At 54.6% G+C, this 17,671-nt stretch carries 15 protein-coding genes; 4 read left to right on the top strand and 11 right to left on the bottom strand.

The genetic code is table 11. From position 1 onward, the window contains the following. Window positions 1-58 precede the first annotated feature (58 nt). On the bottom strand, window positions 59-1,411 hold the full coding sequence (locus tag QTO31_RS01625) for an acetyl ornithine aminotransferase family protein (protein WP_301427892.1): 1,353 nt from the start codon (window positions 1,409-1,411) through the stop codon (window positions 59-61). A 1,317-nt stretch (window positions 1,412-2,728) separates the two neighbouring features. Between QTO31_RS01625 and QTO31_RS01620 the strand changes: the two genes are divergently transcribed. Next, window positions 2,729-5,392, top strand: coding sequence for a cyclic nucleotide-binding domain-containing protein (locus tag QTO31_RS01620; protein ID WP_411278396.1), 2,664 nt, complete (start codon window positions 2,729-2,731; stop codon window positions 5,390-5,392). A gap of 20 nt (window positions 5,393-5,412) precedes the next feature. Then, window positions 5,413-6,324 (top strand): ribokinase, encoded by a 912-nt coding sequence (gene rbsK, locus QTO31_RS01615; RefSeq protein ID WP_301427890.1) that lies wholly within the window; start codon window positions 5,413-5,415, stop codon window positions 6,322-6,324. A 12-nt stretch (window positions 6,325-6,336) separates the two neighbouring features. Here rbsK and QTO31_RS01610 read toward each other — a convergent pair whose 3' ends face one another. The 6 genes from QTO31_RS01610 to QTO31_RS01585 all read right to left on the bottom strand — a co-directional run bounded on the left by QTO31_RS01610 (window position 6,337) and on the right by QTO31_RS01585 (window position 10,436). Then, entirely contained in the window at window positions 6,337-7,227 is an 891-nt protein-coding gene (locus tag QTO31_RS01610; protein WP_301427889.1) for a hypothetical protein, read from the bottom strand. A 45-nt stretch (window positions 7,228-7,272) separates the two neighbouring features. Further along, entirely contained in the window at window positions 7,273-7,752 is a 480-nt protein-coding gene (locus QTO31_RS01605; protein ID WP_301427888.1) for a hypothetical protein, read from the bottom strand. 21 nt (window positions 7,753-7,773) lie between these two features. Next, entirely contained in the window at window positions 7,774-8,259 is a 486-nt protein-coding gene (locus tag QTO31_RS01600; RefSeq protein ID WP_236631306.1) for a hypothetical protein, read from the bottom strand. Further along, window positions 8,252-8,455, bottom strand: coding sequence for a hypothetical protein (locus QTO31_RS01595; protein ID WP_081910074.1), 204 nt, complete (start codon window positions 8,453-8,455; stop codon window positions 8,252-8,254). Before QTO31_RS01595 ends, QTO31_RS01600 begins: the two co-directional genes overlap by 8 nt. 102 nt (window positions 8,456-8,557) lie before the next feature. Further along, the gene (gene ftsY / locus QTO31_RS01590) at window positions 8,558-9,538 is read right to left on the bottom strand and encodes a signal recognition particle-docking protein FtsY (protein WP_301427887.1); all 981 of its coding nucleotides are present in this window, start codon (window positions 9,536-9,538) and stop codon (window positions 8,558-8,560) included. A gap of 94 nt (window positions 9,539-9,632) precedes the next feature. Beyond that, complete coding sequence (locus QTO31_RS01585) at window positions 9,633-10,436, bottom strand: esterase/lipase family protein (RefSeq protein WP_301427886.1); 804 nt, start codon at window positions 10,434-10,436, stop codon at window positions 9,633-9,635. 206 nt (window positions 10,437-10,642) lie between these two features. On the opposite strand from QTO31_RS01585, the gene QTO31_RS01580 reads away from it, so the two are divergent. Beyond that, window positions 10,643-11,110, top strand: coding sequence for a (2Fe-2S)-binding protein (locus QTO31_RS01580; RefSeq protein ID WP_031461199.1), 468 nt, complete (start codon window positions 10,643-10,645; stop codon window positions 11,108-11,110). After that, window positions 11,107-13,272, top strand: coding sequence for a xanthine dehydrogenase family protein molybdopterin-binding subunit (locus QTO31_RS01575; RefSeq protein ID WP_301427885.1), 2,166 nt, complete (start codon window positions 11,107-11,109; stop codon window positions 13,270-13,272). The genes QTO31_RS01580 and QTO31_RS01575 overlap by 4 nt, the downstream gene beginning before the upstream one ends. 1,008 nt (window positions 13,273-14,280) lie before the next feature. Here QTO31_RS01575 and QTO31_RS01570 read toward each other — a convergent pair. From QTO31_RS01570 to QTO31_RS01560, 4 genes are all read right to left on the bottom strand, one after another. Next, window positions 14,281-14,577, bottom strand: coding sequence for a hypothetical protein (locus QTO31_RS01570; protein WP_301427884.1), 297 nt, complete (start codon window positions 14,575-14,577; stop codon window positions 14,281-14,283). 187 nt (window positions 14,578-14,764) lie between these two features. Further along, window positions 14,765-15,241, bottom strand: a complete 477-nt coding sequence (locus QTO31_RS01565) for a hypothetical protein (protein WP_301427883.1) — start codon at window positions 15,239-15,241, stop codon at window positions 14,765-14,767. Window positions 15,242-16,118: 877 nt separating this feature from the next. Further along, on the bottom strand, window positions 16,119-16,460 hold the full coding sequence (locus tag QTO31_RS19220; RefSeq protein ID WP_367620628.1) for a hypothetical protein: 342 nt from the start codon (window positions 16,458-16,460) through the stop codon (window positions 16,119-16,121). Then, window positions 16,457-17,029 carry a M23 family metallopeptidase gene (locus tag QTO31_RS01560; protein WP_301427882.1) on the bottom strand — a complete coding sequence of 191 codons (573 nt, stop codon included), beginning with the start codon at window positions 17,027-17,029 and terminating at the stop codon, window positions 16,457-16,459. The genes QTO31_RS19220 and QTO31_RS01560 overlap by 4 nt, the downstream gene beginning before the upstream one ends. Window positions 17,030-17,671: the final 642 nt, after the last annotated feature.

The following is a 17,671-nucleotide window of genomic DNA, read 5'->3' as shown; positions in this document are numbered from 1 at the left end:
GATTCCCTACTCTTTAGTATAACGCCGTCGCCCAAAATGTGCACTGCCCGTTCGGCAGCTATTTCATATTCACGCATGCTTCAATTGCCAATCCAAAGCGAGCGACTGCTTCATCGGCCTGCGCTTGCGTGAGAATGAGCGGCGGACAGAAACGGATCGTGGATGTACCACAGGTAAGAACCAGCAATCCCTTACGAAAACTCTCGACCATCACCGCATCGGCCAACGCCGGTGCAGGATGCCCGTGTTCATCAACAAATTCGACCCCGATCATCAGCCCACGTCCGCGGACGGCGCCAATTTGTGGGAAGCGCTGTTGAAGGGCCTGTAGTTGTTCAAGCAGGTAGGCGCCAACGATGGCAGCATTCGCCATCAATTCTTCTTCGACCATTGAGAGCAGCTCGTAGGCAACTGCACACGTTAAACCGTTGCCACCATACGTATTTCCGTGTGAACCGGGCTGCCACCGGCGGGTCAGTTCACTGCGGGCAATCATTGCCCCCAGCGGCAAACCGCCACCTAACCCCTTGGCCGAGGCCACAATATCAGGCACAATGTCCTCGTGTTCAAAAGCCCACATCTTGCCGGTTCGTCCAACCCCACTCTGCACCTCATCAACGATGAGCAAGATACCGTAGCGATCACAGATAGAGCGCAGGCGGGAGAGGGTACCGGCTGGTGGTACAATGTACCCACCTTCGCCCTGAATTGGCTCAATAATAATTGCCGCTACTTCTTCGGGTGGAGTAGTGGTTTTGAATAGAGTGTGTTCGATCAGGTCGATACAAGCAATGTCACATGCTGGAAATTGGAGGTTGATCGGGCAGCGGTAACAATTCGGGTAGTACGTATGACTTACGCCGGGTAATAGCGGGAAGAAGCCAATGCGCTGGCGCGGTTTAGAGGCAGTGAGTGAGAGGCTGCCATAGCTACGTCCATGAAAAGCGTTGTAGAAAGCAATAATATTCTGCCGACCGGTGACATAGCGTGCGAGTTTGATACTCGCTTCAACTGCTTCCGTCCCGCTGTTGGTAAAGAAAACCTGCCAGCCCTTGCCTCCGGGCATTAGCGAGACCAACTTTTCGGCGGCACGTACCATTGGTTCATTGTAGAAATCGGTGCCAGCCATGTGCGTAAACCTCTGGAGTTGCTCTTGGGCGACGCGAATCAGGCGTGGATGGCAATGACCGGCAGCTAGGACGGCAATCCCCGCGTTCATATCGAGAAAGCGATTCCCGTCAACGTCCCATACTTCACAACCTTGGGCGTGATCGATGACCAGAGGGTATACCCGCCCTAGCGGAGCAATTACTTCATTGTCACGGGTAACAATGGCCTGGGCACGTGGGCCAGGCACTGCTTCGGGCATGTAATCGCTCGGCAACCGCGCCGTATCAGTTTGAGTCGTCATTGATGTGCTCCCTTGCAGATACACTAGTTGTCAGGGTAACTATTGTAGCCGACGTGTAGAACGAGCGTCAAGCCAGCGCGAGGAGTGCGAGAGCGTAATCAAAAACTTGTGGCGGCCCTCACCTTCCCCCCAGCCCCCCCTTCCGCTCCTCCACGGGGAGAGAAAGGGGGGATGAGCGAAGCAGGAGCGATCTCACGAACCAGATCACCCCTCTCCCGCAACGCGGGAGAGGGGCTAGGGGTGAGGGCCTCCCGCAGCGCGGGAGAGGGGCCGGGGGTGAGGGCCTCCCGCAGCGCGGGAGAGGGGCTGGGGGTGAGGGGGCGCACGGTACGTTCCCAACAAGAAATCCGGGTTGTTGATCATCCCCTGAGATGACAACGCTATGTTCCCTCAAGCATCACCCCCGAAAGCAGGGAAACTGAAGGGGTAATGCACCAACCGATGGGTTGCCTGTACCTGGGCAATCGCGTAGGTCGGAAATCGTCTTACATGCAGGAACGAAGGAGCGCGGTCAAATGCACTTTGACACCTGGACAGACCTGCTATGATGAAAATACCATCGCGCCTTTCGTTCATAGCGATGAGATACAACCGTGAGCCTGATCTATGATGCAGTTGTTGCCCTCTCATCACCATCTCTGGACGACACTGGCTGAGCAGGTAGCCGTGCCATCTGCACCGCGCAATTCGCTCTACCAGAGCATTCAACGCCGCCTGCAAAGCCATCCGGCTGGCGAAGGTGGTGTATGGAGTATCCTCCGTCAGCGGGCCGATCCGACGCGATACCGACCTCAGCGGATTGAGGGCGTAATTGAGGAAACGCTACATGAAGGTAATCAGCAGATCACGGTCTTACGTAGCCCCAGCGGTCATTATCTCCGGCTCAGTCCTGCCGAACGTGAACTCTGGCATGCGATGGATGGTACGAAGACCGTTGCCCAACTGGCAACGATGGGTTTTGTGCGCTTCAAACAGTTGTTGCCGGTAGCCGGATTGGTTGAGTCGCTGCGCTCTCAGGGCTTTCTAACCGACAAACCGCTTGGTATCTATCGCCATTTCCGTCGTCATCTCGAACAGCGTACCGCCGAAGGGTTGGGGCAGCGTCTGTTGAGCCTGACCCATGGTCGTAGTTTCGTCATAACGAATGTAGATCGATTCTTCGATCTTCTATACCGCTGGATCGGGCGCTGGCTGTTTACTCTCCCCTTTGCGGTCATCCTTGGTCTGCTAACAGTCGTTGGCGTGATCTGTTACTTCCTGCCAGGAGTGAGCGGTAGCGAGCTGATGAGCAGCGACCAATTCGCGTTCGACGTTCTCATGTTAGGCGTGGCGTTGTTTTTAACCCTCACGCTGCATGAACTCGCCCATGGATTGGCTGTCAAACATTTTGGTAAACAGGTGCCGCGGGCTGGAATCATGCTCTACTTTGGTATGCCTGCCGCCTTTGTCGATACCAGTGACATTTGGCTGGCTCCGCGCCATGCACGCATACTCGTCTCGCTGGCAGGCCCATTGTGCGATCTGCTGATCGGTTCGCTGGCTGCAATCATCGCATGGTCTGCTCCGGAGACGGTGGGCGGTGTTTGGATGCGACGGATCGCAACGGCGTCGTATCTGACCGCGCTGTTTAACTTTAACCCGCTCCTCGAACTCGACGGCTATTTTATCCTGGTCGATGCCTTACGCCTACCGAACCTTCGCAATCGGGCGCTGGCATTTATCGGTGGGCCGCTATGGCAAAAGATAGGGGCCAGGACTGCGTTGAACCGGGAAGAACGTATTTTCGCTGGCTACGGTCTCTTGAGCACGCTGTATACCGGTGTGGCGGTTGTGATGGCGATACTCTTCTGGCAACGCCAGTTCGCCAGCATGGTCGCGGAACTCTGGTCAGGCGGATTGATCGGACGACTGGTCGCAATTGTGCTCTTCGTGTTGGTAGTCGCTCCCCTGTTGATTGGTGTGGTCCTGGCGGGCTGGGGGGCGGTGCGGGCCATTACCAGTTGGCTGGTGCGGCGGGGCTACACGCGAGATCCGCTGTTTGTAGCAAGTGGATTTGGCGTGCTGGCGATGACGCTGGGATGGTTACCACTTCAATTTGGGTTAAGTGTCGAAACTGGCATGTTGCTGATGAGCCTCTGGATCGCGACGGTCGTTGTGCAGTGGTACCTGCAACGCGACTATGAAGGTGCGTGGATTGGACGCGCTCTGACCAATTTTTTTCTGATTAGTGTGATCGAGTTGATCGCCCAGGCTGGCTACTTGATACTTCCTGACGCGGTGCGTCTCTGGTCGGGGATGGAGGTTGCCGGTTACGCGCTGCTCTTATTTGCCGGATTTGTTGCGCTGCTCGACGTTGATTTGCAGCAGCAGCGCAGCAGTCAACTGATGGCGAGTGCGGTTTTGTTGACGCTGGCGTTTCCAGCCGGTACTATTGCTGCTGAGCTGATTCGGATTGCTCACCCGGAGTATAGTGCGCTTTGGGCGTTGATTGCTGCGCTGCCTGTCTACAGCGGTGTTATTGCTCAGGCTCTCCTCCTGCCACTACTGATCAGTCTGTACGATGCCCGCCTCTTTTGGAGCTGGCTATTGCTCTGGATGGGAATCCTCTTCCAGATCGGCAGTTATCTGCTCGAATTGTTACCGGCCTGGCGCAACACACCACTGACACTGGCACTGCTCGTCATTGCGGCCGGTTTGTGGGCTGCGGCATGGGGGACTCATCTCGTTACGCTGCGCAGTATCAGTCTGATTGGATTGAGCTGGCCACTTCAGGCTGCCCTCGGCGAGACAACGCGCCTGCAAGACGCTTTCAGACACATGTATGTCGGTTTGTACCGCCTGTTACGGGGTAATTACGGTGCACAGCGGACGCGCACGCTCGATGATCGGATGGATGTATTAGCGGCCACAGCGAACTGGGAAGTGACCTTTGACCGCGATCAGGTACGGATTGGCCCTACCGTCTTAGCATTGCCACTCGATGAGCAAGGGGCGCGGTACGCTGAGATTTTGCGCTATGCAGTAACGATCCTTGAAACGTTGGCTGGTCGAACCTTTGCTCGGCGAGCGTTTTTGGCTGCGTATGATGCGTTGCCATGGCCGGAGCGTGAAGCGCTCGACCGGCATTGTCTGGCCCGTCTGCCGTGGGCGCATGAGATTTCACAGGCCTTTGGCGATGCCCGTGAAGCGCGCATTCGCCTCCTGCGCCAGATCGAACTCTTTGCAACCTGCGAGGATCACGAGTTGCAGGCACTGGCAGCCGCATTTGCGCCCCAACGGGTTGCAGCCGGCGAAGTCATCTTGCGCGCCGGTGAGCCACCACGTGGCATTTGGGTGATTGAGACGGGCGAAATCCTTGCTCGCAACGGTGATACAGTACAGGAATTGCACCGGGGTGACTATTTTGGTGAATTGCAAGGGCCAGAAGTCACCGACTGCGAATACCGCGCCAGTATCGAGAGCGAGTTACTCTACCTGCCGCCAGGTGAATTGCAACGGATGCTACGTGAAGCTGCACCTCACACTGCTGAAGGCGCCGAATTACTTTCCCGCATGCGGTTGCTAGAACGTACTCCCCTTCTGGCCGACCTGCCACGTGCTCAATTGCGCGAACTGGCCCGTCATGCCGAACGCAAAACTGTAGCCGCACGCCAGATCATCGTCCGCCAGGGTCGACCAGGTGGTTATCTGTATGTCATTGCCAGTGGTCAGGCGGCAGTCTTGCGGCAGGAAGAGACTGCACAAGGGCCACGCGGCCCTGCCCGACTAGTGGCCCGTTTGGGGGTAGCCGAGTTTTTTGGCGAGATGGAATTATTACGCGGAACGTTACCGGTGGCAACAGTTGTTGCTATCACGCCGTTGGAAGTGATTGCGATTCCGCATCACGTTGTGAAACAGTTCATCCTGGGCGGTGATCACGTTACCAATCGGTTTGAGCAGATCAGCAGTGGTCGTTTGCTCGAGCTACGTGCCCAAGGATGAGCATGTTACAGGAGATGCTTATGACTACCATCGTGGTCGTTGGAAGTTTAAATATGGATCTGGTCGTCCATGCACCGCGTCATCCGTTACCGGGCGAAACGCTGATCGGCAGTCATTTTCAAACCTTTCCAGGCGGTAAAGGGGCGAATCAAGCCGTTGCCGCAGCGCGGCTAGGGGCGCGGGTCTGTATGATCGGTCGCGTAGGGATTGATACTTTTGGCGATACTCTGCTGGCAGCCGTTCAGTATGATGGCGTTGATACGAGCTTTGTCCAACGCGATCTCAATACCGCTACCGGCGTAGCGTTGATAACGCTCGATGCACATGGCCAAAACACCATTGTCGTTGCACCCGGCGCGAATATGCAGGTCAGTGAAGCCGATGTTATCCGTGCCGAATCGGTGTTGCGCAGGGCTGATGTGCTCCTTATGCCGTTGGAATGCCCTCTCGAAGCAGTTGTAGCAGCAACCCATCTGGCGCGTCAATCGGGAGTAAGGGTTGTGCTCAATCCGGCGCCGGCTCGTCCGCTGCCAACCGAACTCCTGGCTCAGATCGACTACCTGCTGCCCAATCAGCTTGAGTTGCAAGTACTGGCCGATGGGGAGACCGATCTGCTGACGGCAATTCGTCGGGTACAACAACAGGGTGTGCGTAATATCCTGGTAACGTTAGGGGAAGAGGGCGCGCTGCTGGCGATGGGTGATCAAACGACGCATGTGCCGGCATTTCAGGTACCGGTAGTAGACACTGTGGCCGCCGGTGATGCGTTTGCTGCCGCATTCTGCGTCGCTCTCGCCGAAGGTAAATCACCGCTCGAAGCAGTGCGCTGGGGGAATGCCGCTGGTGCGCTGGCTGTTACCCGATCAGGAGCTCAGCCCTCGCTCCCAAGTCGGTTTGAAGTGATGCGGTTGCTGGAGGTGAGGGGTGAGTGAAGGGGAGTGTTTTTACGGTCGTCTAAGGATCAATACATATTCTGCTAAGTCGTTCCCGGTTACGGTCGAACGTCGAGTACGCCACAGTTCAATGCCTTCTACCGTATATCCGACCTTGTGTGCAACATCAGCGAGCAGATGGGCAGTACGAATATGCACACGGAAGAATGACATTTGATCGCCAACCACGTATGCACATCTGGCGCCGGGGCGTAATTTCGGAAATAACGCGGCAAAGTGCCGATACATGCCACCAAAATATAATCTGGTCACTCGATGATAGAGACGTTCAAATCCAGATGTCTTCCCGAGTTTTACTCGTTGGGTTTCTATCTCTTCTGCTATTTGCCTGATCGTCGGAATGTCGGCAATGTATTTATCATCATCATCACCGGCAAACACATTTCGTGAGTTGCTGCGCAGGAGATGTTCTTTGAGCGTACGGACATCGTGCCTGGTGTTCAGCAAGCCGAGTAATACGCTTTCAAGACGGGTACTGCGCGTGTAGTCTTTTTCATTCGGATACGGTGGTGAGGTGATCACAATTCCAATTGGGGGGCATTGCGCTAATGATGAGAGCAGACGTGCATCGTCATGATAGACATGCGCTGGCGGAAATGGTGCACGGTGTCTGCCCCGAATCGTGTTCACATCGTCGATCATGCGCTGAATCATGCGGGCAAACGCCCCCAAGACATCCGCATCATCACGTGGTGGAAGACGGTACACCTCTGGCCCAAATCCGACATTGCCAGCAGTGGTTACGATGACGTTGGCGAGAGCGAGGCGCATGAAGTCGGTGATGATCGCATCGCCACCCATCGTTTCAATGGCAAAGCGAAGGGCAAGCACGCGAAGGAGTGGTTTGGGACTGATGAACCCTTTGGGAATAAGGGCAGCCACTGTAGGTGGGAGCAGCTCGTCTGGATTGAACTGTTCGACGTACCGCTATATTGTCGGCGTCGTTCGGCGAACACGTTGTGGAGAGAATAAGGTCAGTTGTTGGAGATTGTCTGATCGATTCGCGAGACCGACGTACGCAAGGCATGCCTCGGCAAGCTCAAGCACATCGTCGAGCTGGCAACGTACCGCTTCCAGATCAATATCCCACGCGAGTTTCACGTGCGTTGCCAGCAGCGCGATGGGATTAGCATCAGTACTGATCGTTGTAAATCCGTGCAGGCGTGCTTCGACCGGTGTTGTTGCTGTTCCACAGAACGGATCACAGACCCAATCGCGCTCAGGATCGGCGCCGAGACGTTGTACATATTCGCGCACAAGGTGTGGCGGATATCCGAGAACAAAACGATACCAACCATGAATTGCTGCATCTTCCGGTTGTAGTTGATTTTTTACGACGGATGCCGCTGCCGGTGATGCGGCTATGGTTGTGGGATTGTCAACGGCATCTGCTGGCTTATCCATCATGATCTGCCTGACCTGAAATACTTACGGCAATAAAAACATCTGTATCTCGCCATTTCGCGCATTGCGCGCTGTGATACGATAGCGAATCTGTCCCTGTGCGTCGCTACGTAGGGGGCCACTTCGGGTAACCTGCGTGCCCGGACGAGCGGCAAGCACAAATGAAACAGAGCCATCGGGTTGAAGGAGTGCGATCTGGAGATCACCTGACTCGACGGCGACCATTACAATCGCCTGCACCTCGGTATTCGCCGGTAACGCTGGCAGCCGATATTCGTCGCTGCCTTCAGCACTCACAAATGTGGTAAAAATACTGGCCGTTCCACCTTCCTGAGCAATGGTGGTCTGTTCGCCGCTGATGAGCAGGCAACCGCTGAGCAGAACGGCACACCCGATCATCCAGATGATGACTGCCCAGCGGATCGCTGCTGATCGAAACGTGTCGTGTGTCGTGCTGCCTGACCATGGGTTCACCGCGGAACCGATAAGGACTCCTTTCCGACTAGCCATACGACTCGGGGCGATAATCAACGGTATACGTCGCCTCTTCAGGAACCAGCTCGATCCGCAATGGTCGGCGCGAAACCAGGCGAATGCTGGCGCCACAATTACGATTTGCGCAGACGACCTGTCCTCCAATGGGAACGTAAGGAAAGATAGCCAGTTTCTGTTTGCACGATGGGCATTTGACGATTTCTACAGACATAGTAGCCCCTGTCAACAAAGCTATCGCAGTGTCACGAGCAACAGGTTGCAAGATAGCGTGTACCTGTGGCGGTACTCGCATCGTGAGCAGATGACCGACGGTTCATGACTTTGATTCGGCGAAGAGTGCATCGACAAATGTCTGTGCATCGAAGAGGGCCAGATCGTCGAGCTTCTCGCCAGTACCGATATATCGAATCGGGCGCTCGATGTCTTGGGCAATGGCAAACGCAATACCGCCTTTGGCCGTTCCATCCATCTTGGTGATAGCTACGTCGGTGACACCGGCCGCCTTGAGAAAGGCTTTGGCCTGCAAAACACCATTCTGGCCGGTCGTGGCATCGATCACCAGGATGGTTTCGTGGGGTGCGCCGGGTAGTTTACGAGCAATGATATTGCGGATTTTTTCTAGCTCTTGCATCAGGTTGTATTTCGCGTGCAGGCGACCGGCCGTATCGACGATCAGGATGTCTACTTCCTGCTCAAGGGCAGCATCGATGGCCTTATACACGACAGCGGCAGCATCAGCGCCCTGACCAAGGCTCACACATGGCACCCCAGCACGCTCGGCCCAGGTTTCAAGCTGCTCAGTTGCTGCAGCCCGGAAGGTGTCACCGGCGGCTAACAGCACCTTCTTCCCAAAACGATTCTTGTACCGATGGGCCAGTTTTGCAATCAGCGTGGTTTTACCGGCGCCATTGACTCCAACCACGAGTATGACATACGGTTTGGCATCGGGCCGTTTCTGTCCGGCATACTCGGCAAACGTGCGTACCATCTCGGCCTTGAGCATGTCGCGGGCTTCACGGGCTTTTTTGACCCCGTAGCGGTTCACCCGGTCGATAGTTCGGTTCACCAGATATTGGGTCGTTTCCAGACCAACATCAGCCTGGATCAATGCCTCTTCCAGTTCATCCCAAAGCTGATCGGTGATCGGGTCATCACTGGCAAAGAGCTGGGCGATACGGCCAAAGATCCCTTTGCGTGATTTCTCAAGTGAAGCGGCAACCTGTGCTTCTTCACGCGCAGCCTCTTCCTCGCTGCGCGGTGCATCCTGGGCGCGCCCAAACAAACGGCGAAACATACCGTGTTCCCCTTCGTAACTATTGCTGAAGGCGTGAACAACCCGCATCAATAACAGAGTTGTTCTTCGCTGTACGACCTGTGCATCGTTCAGATCAGGCACGTTGGCCGACAGCAGAAGCTACTGTAACCTGCGCTTCTGTTTGATTATAGCTGATCCCTGTTGGTGGTGTCACAGCAAATGCCGTCGCCGCCTGCCACCAGATGGCAACCGTTGCCTGACTTGAACCGTACCAGAGGCGATCTGGTCTGGGATCGTGACGCAGGCCGGGGATAACGATTTGCAATGATCCTGGCAAGAGGCCATATTCCAGTGGAACGACCCCATCGCCCCACTGCGCTCCTTCACCGCTAATCAGGCGATAACTCTGGTAAGCACCGCGTTCTGGTGGGGGACCATCAGGATCACCGAAGATACTACGCCCGATAACACTCACATATCGAACGCTCGACCAGTAAGCCCCTGGATAGTGTTGTTCAGCCCAGCGAATCTGGCTTAACCCGCCAATTCGTCCATCCCGCACCGCTCGTTGCGGTGTGCCCAGGGTGATCAACATATTGACCCGTCGGTAGCCGGAATAGACGCGCTGGCGATACGGCTGGTCACCGAGAAAAATCCGCGCTAGCACACCACCGGCACTATGGGCGACCAGTGTCACTTGCTGACTGCCGGTTGTCGTCATGGCTTGATGAACCGCTCGATCAAGTTTGTCGAGTAGACCAGCGTAACTGTCGAACACGACAACCTGCGCCCAATCCCAGCGGTTGATAGGGGTGATAAACACCGGTTGACCACTAAGGTCGGCCAGATAGTTACGGAGCGGCTCGTAGAGTGATGGATTGCTCCCGAATCCACCCACGATGAGAATAGGGGTCTGTTTTGTGAACGATGTTGTCATCGGCATATCCTTGTGAATGAAGAGAGCATTGCCGATCATTTACCCGGCATAGCTCCCTCTACCCCATGAGTTTAGTTTACACGCGCAAACGATACGTGATAGTCGCAGCATGTCTTTCGTATCAGAAGGCGATTCGCTGTAAATATCTTCGCACTGGTAGTATACTATGAACAGAGATTGCACAGCAATTGTACGAGAGGCTCATTATGGAATTAAACATCAACGGCCAACGTTACACCATTGCCGATGAACCGGCACGTCCACTGCTCTACGTATTACGCGATGAACTAGGGTTGACGGGAACTAAATTCGGTTGTGGCGCCGGTATCTGCGGCGCCTGTACCGTTCATGTGAACGGCAAGGCGACACGCAGTTGCCAGACGATGGTCACAACGCTTGCCGACGCCCAGATTACAACTATCGAAGGATTAGCCACCGGTGAGCAACTACATCCAGTACAACAGGCCTTTCTCGAACTTCAGGTTCCCCAATGTGGCTGGTGTATGAGCGGTCAGATGATGACGGCTGCTGCACTATTGGCAGCGAATCCCAATCCAACTTATGAAGAGATGATCGCCGCGATGCGCTACAACTACTGTCGATGTGGAACGTATGCCCGTATCGGACGGGCGGTTATGCGCGCAGCCGAGCTGATGAGGGGGCAAAAGGTATGAAAAAAGAGACACGTCCACAGCGCTGGCGAATGTCGCGGCGAGGCTTTCTCATTGGCCTGGGAGTTGTCGGTGGCGGTCTGGCTCTTGGTGCCGTGTTCGGCTTACCGGCAGCGCGTTTGATGTTGGCCGATATGTTTGGTGATGTGATCGAGATTCCATCCACGATGCCTCGCGAACCCGATCTCTGGTTCACGATCCGGCCAGACGGTCAGGTGCTGATGACTATGCCGAAGGTGGAAATGGGGCAGGGAGTGCATACGGCGCTGGCCCAGATCGCAGCCGAAGAGTTGGGCGTGGCCTGGGAGCAGATGCAGGTCGTGCAGAGCAGTTCTCGTGGCCCGATAGCCGATGGCGCCGGTACCAGTGCTTCGTACTCGGTGATTTCGCTCTTTCCCGTGCTACGGGAAGTAGCAGCGACGTTACGCGAGATGATCCGTGCTGCGGGAGCCGAGCAGCTCGGCATTCCCCTGTCTCAGACTCGTATCGAGCGCGGGGTTGTCATCGATGCTGAACGGCCCGAACGCCAGATTACGTTCGGCGAACTCGTTGCTCAAGAGCGCGATTGGCAACTACCATCTGAAGCGGCGCCGCTCACCCCACCCGAACGCTGGCAGATGATCGGTCAGCCGCTCCCCCGGCTCGATCTGCCGGCCAAGATTCGGGGCACGGCAGTGTACGGCTATGATGTTCGCGTCGATGGAATGTTGTACGGTGCAGTGGCTCGTCCACCCCGTCTCGGCGCCAGACTTCGCCGGGCAGCTCCAGGAACGGCGCGCAATCGACCGGGTGTGATTGAGGTTGTGATCCGCGACGATTTTGCCGGGGTTGTCGCCGAATCGCGTCTGACCGCCTATGCAGCGCTCAATGATGTAGAGCTTGACTGGGAGTTACCACCACCGTTTGATCTGCAAGATATTGAGCAACGATTGGCCGCCCAGGCCGGAGCGGGGACGGTGATTCAACGTCAGGGTGATGCACCGGCAATGTTGCGTGGCGGGCAAGTCATTGAGGCGACGTACCGCACACCGCTGGCGGCACACGCCAACCTTGAACCACAAGCTGCATTAGTTGACGTTCAACCAGATCGGGTGCGGGCCTGGGTCAGTACCCAATCACCGGTGCAGGTTGCCCGTACACTGGCGCAAGTGCTCGGACGCAAGCCCGAAGCAGTTGAGGTAACACCAACCTACCTGGGCGGTGGTTTCGGGCGCAAAGTCACTACAACGGTTGCTACCGAGGCAGCGTTGTTGTCGGCAGCAGTCGGACGACCGGTACACGTTGGTTGGACTCGCACCGAAGAGTTTCGCTACGGGTACCTGCGTCCACCAACGTATGCTACATTTCGCGCAACGCTCGACCAAGGTGGTCAGATTATTGCTCTTGAACAGCGCCATGTGAGCGGCAATGTGCTGTTCGATCTCTTTCCGGCCCCGCTGCGCTGGCTTTTCGGGAGTGACTTTGGCGGGTGGCGCGGCGCCCGTCTCGTGTATGCAATCCCTAATCTGCTGGTTACCGCGCAGACGGTAGAATTGCCGTTACCAACCGGCCCGTGGCGTGGGTTAGGACTCCTGGCAAACGTCTTTGCCGTCGAGAGTTTCATCGACGAGTTGGCTACAGCAGCGGGGATTGATCCGCTTGATTTTCGGCTCCGTCATCTACCGGCAAACGAGCTGGGCCAACGCTTCCGTACAGCACTCGAAACCGTAGCGACCATGTCCGGCTGGCGAGAGGCGCCTCCTCCCGGTCGCGCTCGTGGTATTGCCTGTAGTATTGATGCCGGGACGATAGCGGCCCACGTTGCCGAAGTCGGTCTGGTTGATAATCGGCCACGGGTCTATCGAGTGTGGGCAGCCATTGATCCAGGGGTGGCGATTAACCCCGACGGCCTGGCAGCTCAGACCGAGGGCGGGATTATGATGGGGTTGAGTGCTGCATTGCTTGAGCAGGTCACGATTAGCGATGGCAGAATTGAAGCCGGAAACTTTGATCGTTATCCGCTGCTCACCATTGCTGATGCGCCAGAGGTGTTCGTGCAGATTCTCCGCAGCGGTGATCAACCGTTTGGTGGCGGCGAACCACCGATGGGGCCGATTGCCGCCGCCGTCGCTAATGCGTTAGCCGCCCTCACTGGTGAACGCCGCCGCGAATGGCCGCTGGTCTAGCTGCAAGGTCTGTGCTCGTTTTACATACGAACGAGACGAAACTTGCCATTGATCTGGACGGGGGATGCTGATCGTATCCGTCATACCGTAGGGGCAGGTTTCAAACCTGCCCTTATTAGCAGGTCGTATCCGTCATACCGTAGGGGCAGGTTTCAACCCTGTGCTTATTAGCTGGTCGTATCCGTCATACCGTAGGGGTAGGTTTCAACCCTGTGCTTATTAGCAGGTCGTATCCGTCATACCGTAGGGGCAGGTTTCAACCCTGTGCTTATTAGCAGGTCGTATCCGTCATACCGTAGGGGCAGGTTTCAACCCTGTGCTTATTAGCAGGTCGTATCCGACATACCGTAGGGGCAGGTTTCAACCCTGTGCTTATTAGCAGGTCGTATCCGACATACCGTAGGGGTAGGTTTCAACCCTGTGCTTATTAGCAGGTCGTATCCGACATACCGTAGGGGCAGGTTTCAACCCTGTGCTTATTAGCAGGTCGTATCCGTCATACCGTAGGGGCAGGTTTCAAACCTGTCCTCGTTGGCGTGCTGATATGACCCGACAGAGGTTGAGCCAACTACTCATAGACCGTCTATGAGCGACTAGCTCTGCGCTGTCAGCACGTTAAGCCCCGACCGAGACAGTGATAGAGCTTCGCGCCGGGCAACGCTCGCAGCAACATCTACGTGCGTCTTCAAGCCTTCGCATCGGGGAGTGATGCTTCATCAGGGTGGACTCAAGCAAGGAATAGATTCGCCTGTCGCCTGAAAGTCAAGGTATTCAGCCAACTTAGCAGCTAGAAAGATGTCGTCACGGATTGTCTCAAATCCTTCGCGGGTCATTGGCACATTATCTCGGCACAACCCGACCGTTCCTGCTTCCACCATTAGCTCATCACGATGCTGCCTTTCTGTGAGCCATGACCGCAGGGCAGGCGCAAAGTGTTCTGTACCCTCGGCGATGTCACAGGCGGCGTTTCATTTCGAAGGTTTGAAACCTCTCTTTGCTGTGAGATGATTACAGGTTGGCAATCACACGCTTGTTCGTGACAGCAAATTCGGTTGTAAGGAGAATGATCAACGCCTGAACTCCTAGAAAAATCGAGGATAGGAAAAACCATATGGCGGTTAGCAACAAGAACCCCGCAAGTAACCCCGATGTCATATCACCTTTACCACCTGTCATAAGGGCGTAAACAACGAAGCCGACGCTCACTACGAAAGAAAACACTGAAGGTAAAAACACAGCAGGATGCACATTGGCAGTAAAAAGGACCTTTTCGTTCGGCATTAGATTGTCTTGGATGTAGCCCATAGTCAATTCTCCCGGTTCGTTACTCAGTTATGCCTATCGAACAATGCCTGCTTGCTCTCTTGAATTCAAGAAGACGGCTAACGGCTCGCGCATTAGCCGTCGCGAGCGAGCGAAGCGCTGTTGGCTGGAAGCGCGTGTTGAGCGGCTCCTTGCAATTGCGGCTTTTCTGGAACTACAATCTTCCTGCTTAACCAAAGATGCCGAGAATATCCCAACGGTCTTTCCACGGTTCAAGTCTGCGCTCATCAATCGAGTGGTGCGTTGAATCGGGATTCCCAGGACGTATTCCACCGTGTTTGTTCAGATACGCCTGGTGTGTTTTGTAGATATTATCTTTTATCCACCATTCTGGCACAATCCAGTAGCGTGGGGGTGTGTTGGTATCACCCAAATTGACAAACACCCAAAAGTGAGTTTCATCGGCTTTTGGAGACATTGGCTGACTATCAACGATACTTGAATGCCAGTTCTTCCCACCACGCTTCGTCTTCACTTGAATGTAAACGGTGCGGCTGCTATCGCAGTTGGACGCAATGATGTCGATCTTGGGCATATTTCCAGCAACAGTCACGGCAAATGCACCGCGTTTGTTTCGTTCAGCCGCGACAAAATACTCGCCTGCTTGCGCAACTTGTTGAATGCTTGATCCACGTGACTCTGCCACTACAGAATACTACTGTCCAGATACAGCCGTCCAACGGCTTGCGGTTCAGCCGCCCCACGCAAGGTACCGCATCCCACACCACCAAGCCCGCAAACAAGATGACACGCGGGATCGAGCCGAAGGCGTTCGACTGGATGCGCTTGTTATGCGGCGTGCGGATTGGGCAAAGCCAACGCACCCTGCCGCGCATACCCGCCCGCCACACGCACCCGTACACACGACGCTGCGTGCACGTTGACGTCAAGAAGCACGTGCCTGAACGCGACACAGATCGCACACGCCGCTTTGCATTCTGCTGGTGACGCGCCGTATAACGACCTGCGCTTCAGCCGCCGCGAAGCGAGCGCAGCGAGCGAAGCGGTCGGCTGGAAGCGCAGGTTAGCCCGCTCTATATACTGAGATACAGGACCACTGCCCAGCAACCTTTCGGAGAATTACAAAACTGCAGCAATCTATTCTGGGCATTGGGGCTTATCAAGACTACCCAACAGGCGCTTCCAGCCGACGCCACCTATCGGTGCTACGACTGCACGTGTCCATTGGCCACACAACGATTAGCTATCTACTTTAGCCTTTATGGTTCTACAACATAGAACTCAAGATACCCACAGGATGGGCAATAATACGGCTTGATATCGGATCCTCTTAGCACAGTTCCGATTCCTGTCTTTTCGGCGAAGGCGTCTCCTTTCTTCACCACTTTGAGTAATGGTGCGAAAGGCCCCAACGCAGCCTCAAGCAACTCTGTTTGACACTTCGGGCATTTCATTAGGAACCCTCCTCTATCGTTGGATTTAGAGCGGGCTAACGGTTTGTGCTTCACCTGCGCCGCGAAGCGCAGCGGAGCGGCGTCAGGTGCAAGCGCGTGTTGGGCGCTTTATAATATGTTCAAAATGAATTCGATAATTCGCACCACAACTACGAAAATTCCGAGAACCATAAAGAATAAGACAAACGTATTCCATACCAAGTCTGAGATTTTGGGTTTTATAAAGTCCACTGTTTCTGTTATTCCTGAAAAACAGGTATTGACATTGTGCACCATCTGGTCTTTTTCAATAAATCCAAGTTCAACACATGCTTGGGTGTCGTTCTTCAGACGCTCAAAATTCCGAAACTTTATGGGCAGACTAATAGCAGTATAAAAGTCTGCCCTATCTTGTAGTTGAAAATGTAGATGGGGTTCTGAAGAATGTCCCGAATGCCCACATTCTCCTATTTTCTGTCCCGTGACAACAGCTTCGCCTTTTTTACCGTTATACTGCCCGCTTTTAGATGAGCGTAAAGAGTGTATCTACCAGAATCGTGCCTTATCACGACATAGTTTCCACGTATATCAGGAGTTTTTATATCTACCCATCCCATTCCTGCTCGATGATAATCCTTGATGTCATTCCGCACATCCACTACGATCCCATCGGATGCTGCAAGGATAGGTTTTCCAAAAGCCAGATGGTTTTCTGGTCTGTTTGAAGAACCTCGATATGTTTTCCCGGCATCGTCAACCACTACAAAATCATAAGCATACCTTTGTCCTACGATATCCCACGAATGGGATGTTTGTTTACGAATACCACCATTCGCAACTTTCCAGGTTCCTTCGAATGGCAGAACAAAAGTTACAGTGTCATCGTACATGACACCTTTCACGACAGATCGACTAATAGCTATGTATTGTCCCACTGTTTGTCGCAAAGTCTGTACTAATCCAAACGGATTCAAAAATGACCATATAAAGACTGATAAGAAATACTCAAAGAGTATTTTTAGCGACGTTACAAAAGACATTGCTCTTTCCTCTCGATCATTTCAGGGCAAGCACCCGACGGTACTAAGCTCAGCCGCTGCGACCTAGGGTGGAGGCTGGATGTGCCGGTTGTGTGGGGCTCAGGATAGCTTTCTTGGGTTGCACATCGCGAAGGGTCACTCATTTGGATAAGTAGAAGAAAATTGAGCAAGGCCATACACAGTAACAATGAGCTGGCTCTGAATAGAGGTCGAACGTGTGCGTAACGCTTTGGCATCGCTCTCTCCTTCCAAATTATGGAACAAGAAAGTGGAAGGCCATCTTGATCACCTTCAGCCTGTCCACCCAAACGAAGTTATCCAGTTGGAAGATTGAGTCAATGGTATCTGCGCCATCGGTCCCCCCGTGACCTGCACCAGATAAGCCAAGGACTGGAGGCGGAGGTACTTAAGAACAACCAGCCACTTTCCTTCCGGCGACCAGGCTTAAGGAATCAAGAATTTGTCTCCATTATAGGCTCTGTTGGTATCACGTGCCTCTGGCCCGTTCGTAGATCAATCCGCTCCAGGTGAGCTGGCTGCCCGGGCTGGGAAGGGATATGAACGAAAATACTCTGGGCAGCGGGAGACCAGACTGCGGCATATTGATTGAGAGGCTGGTCTCCTGTTGCTCCGCTCACGATT

This window comes from Chloroflexus sp. MS-CIW-1 (assembly GCF_030444705.1).
Lineage (GTDB): Bacteria > Chloroflexota > Chloroflexia > Chloroflexales > Chloroflexaceae > Chloroflexus.
The sequence above is the reverse complement of the archived record's forward strand: the minus strand, read 5'-3'. Positions and strand labels throughout refer to the sequence as shown.

Bases quoted from the DNA above. Each gene is read 5' to 3' on its own strand.
- QTO31_RS01625 (WP_301427892.1), bottom strand. From the start codon at position 1,411: ATGACGACTCAAACTGATACGGCGCGGTTGCCGAGCGATTACATGCCC.
- QTO31_RS01620 (WP_411278396.1), top strand. From the start codon at position 2,729: ATGTTAGGCGTGGCGTTGTTTTTAACCCTCACGCTGCATGAACTCGCC.
- rbsK (WP_301427890.1), top strand. From the start codon at position 5,413: ATGACTACCATCGTGGTCGTTGGAAGTTTAAATATGGATCTGGTCGTC.
- QTO31_RS01605 (WP_301427888.1), bottom strand. From the start codon at position 7,752: ATGATGGATAAGCCAGCAGATGCCGTTGACAATCCCACAACCATAGCC.
- QTO31_RS01600 (WP_236631306.1), bottom strand. From the start codon at position 8,259: ATGGCTAGTCGGAAAGGAGTCCTTATCGGTTCCGCGGTGAACCCATGG.
- QTO31_RS01595 (WP_081910074.1), bottom strand. From the start codon at position 8,455: ATGTCTGTAGAAATCGTCAAATGCCCATCGTGCAAACAGAAACTGGCT.
- ftsY (WP_301427887.1), bottom strand. From the start codon at position 9,538: ATGTTTCGCCGTTTGTTTGGGCGCGCCCAGGATGCACCGCGCAGCGAG.
- QTO31_RS01585 (WP_301427886.1), bottom strand. From the start codon at position 10,436: ATGACAACATCGTTCACAAAACAGACCCCTATTCTCATCGTGGGTGGA.
- QTO31_RS01580 (WP_031461199.1), top strand. From the start codon at position 10,643: ATGGAATTAAACATCAACGGCCAACGTTACACCATTGCCGATGAACCG.
- QTO31_RS01575 (WP_301427885.1), top strand. From the start codon at position 11,107: ATGAAAAAAGAGACACGTCCACAGCGCTGGCGAATGTCGCGGCGAGGC.
- QTO31_RS01570 (WP_301427884.1), bottom strand. From the start codon at position 14,577: ATGGGCTACATCCAAGACAATCTAATGCCGAACGAAAAGGTCCTTTTT.
- QTO31_RS01560 (WP_301427882.1), bottom strand. From the start codon at position 17,029: ATGTCTTTTGTAACGTCGCTAAAAATACTCTTTGAGTATTTCTTATCA.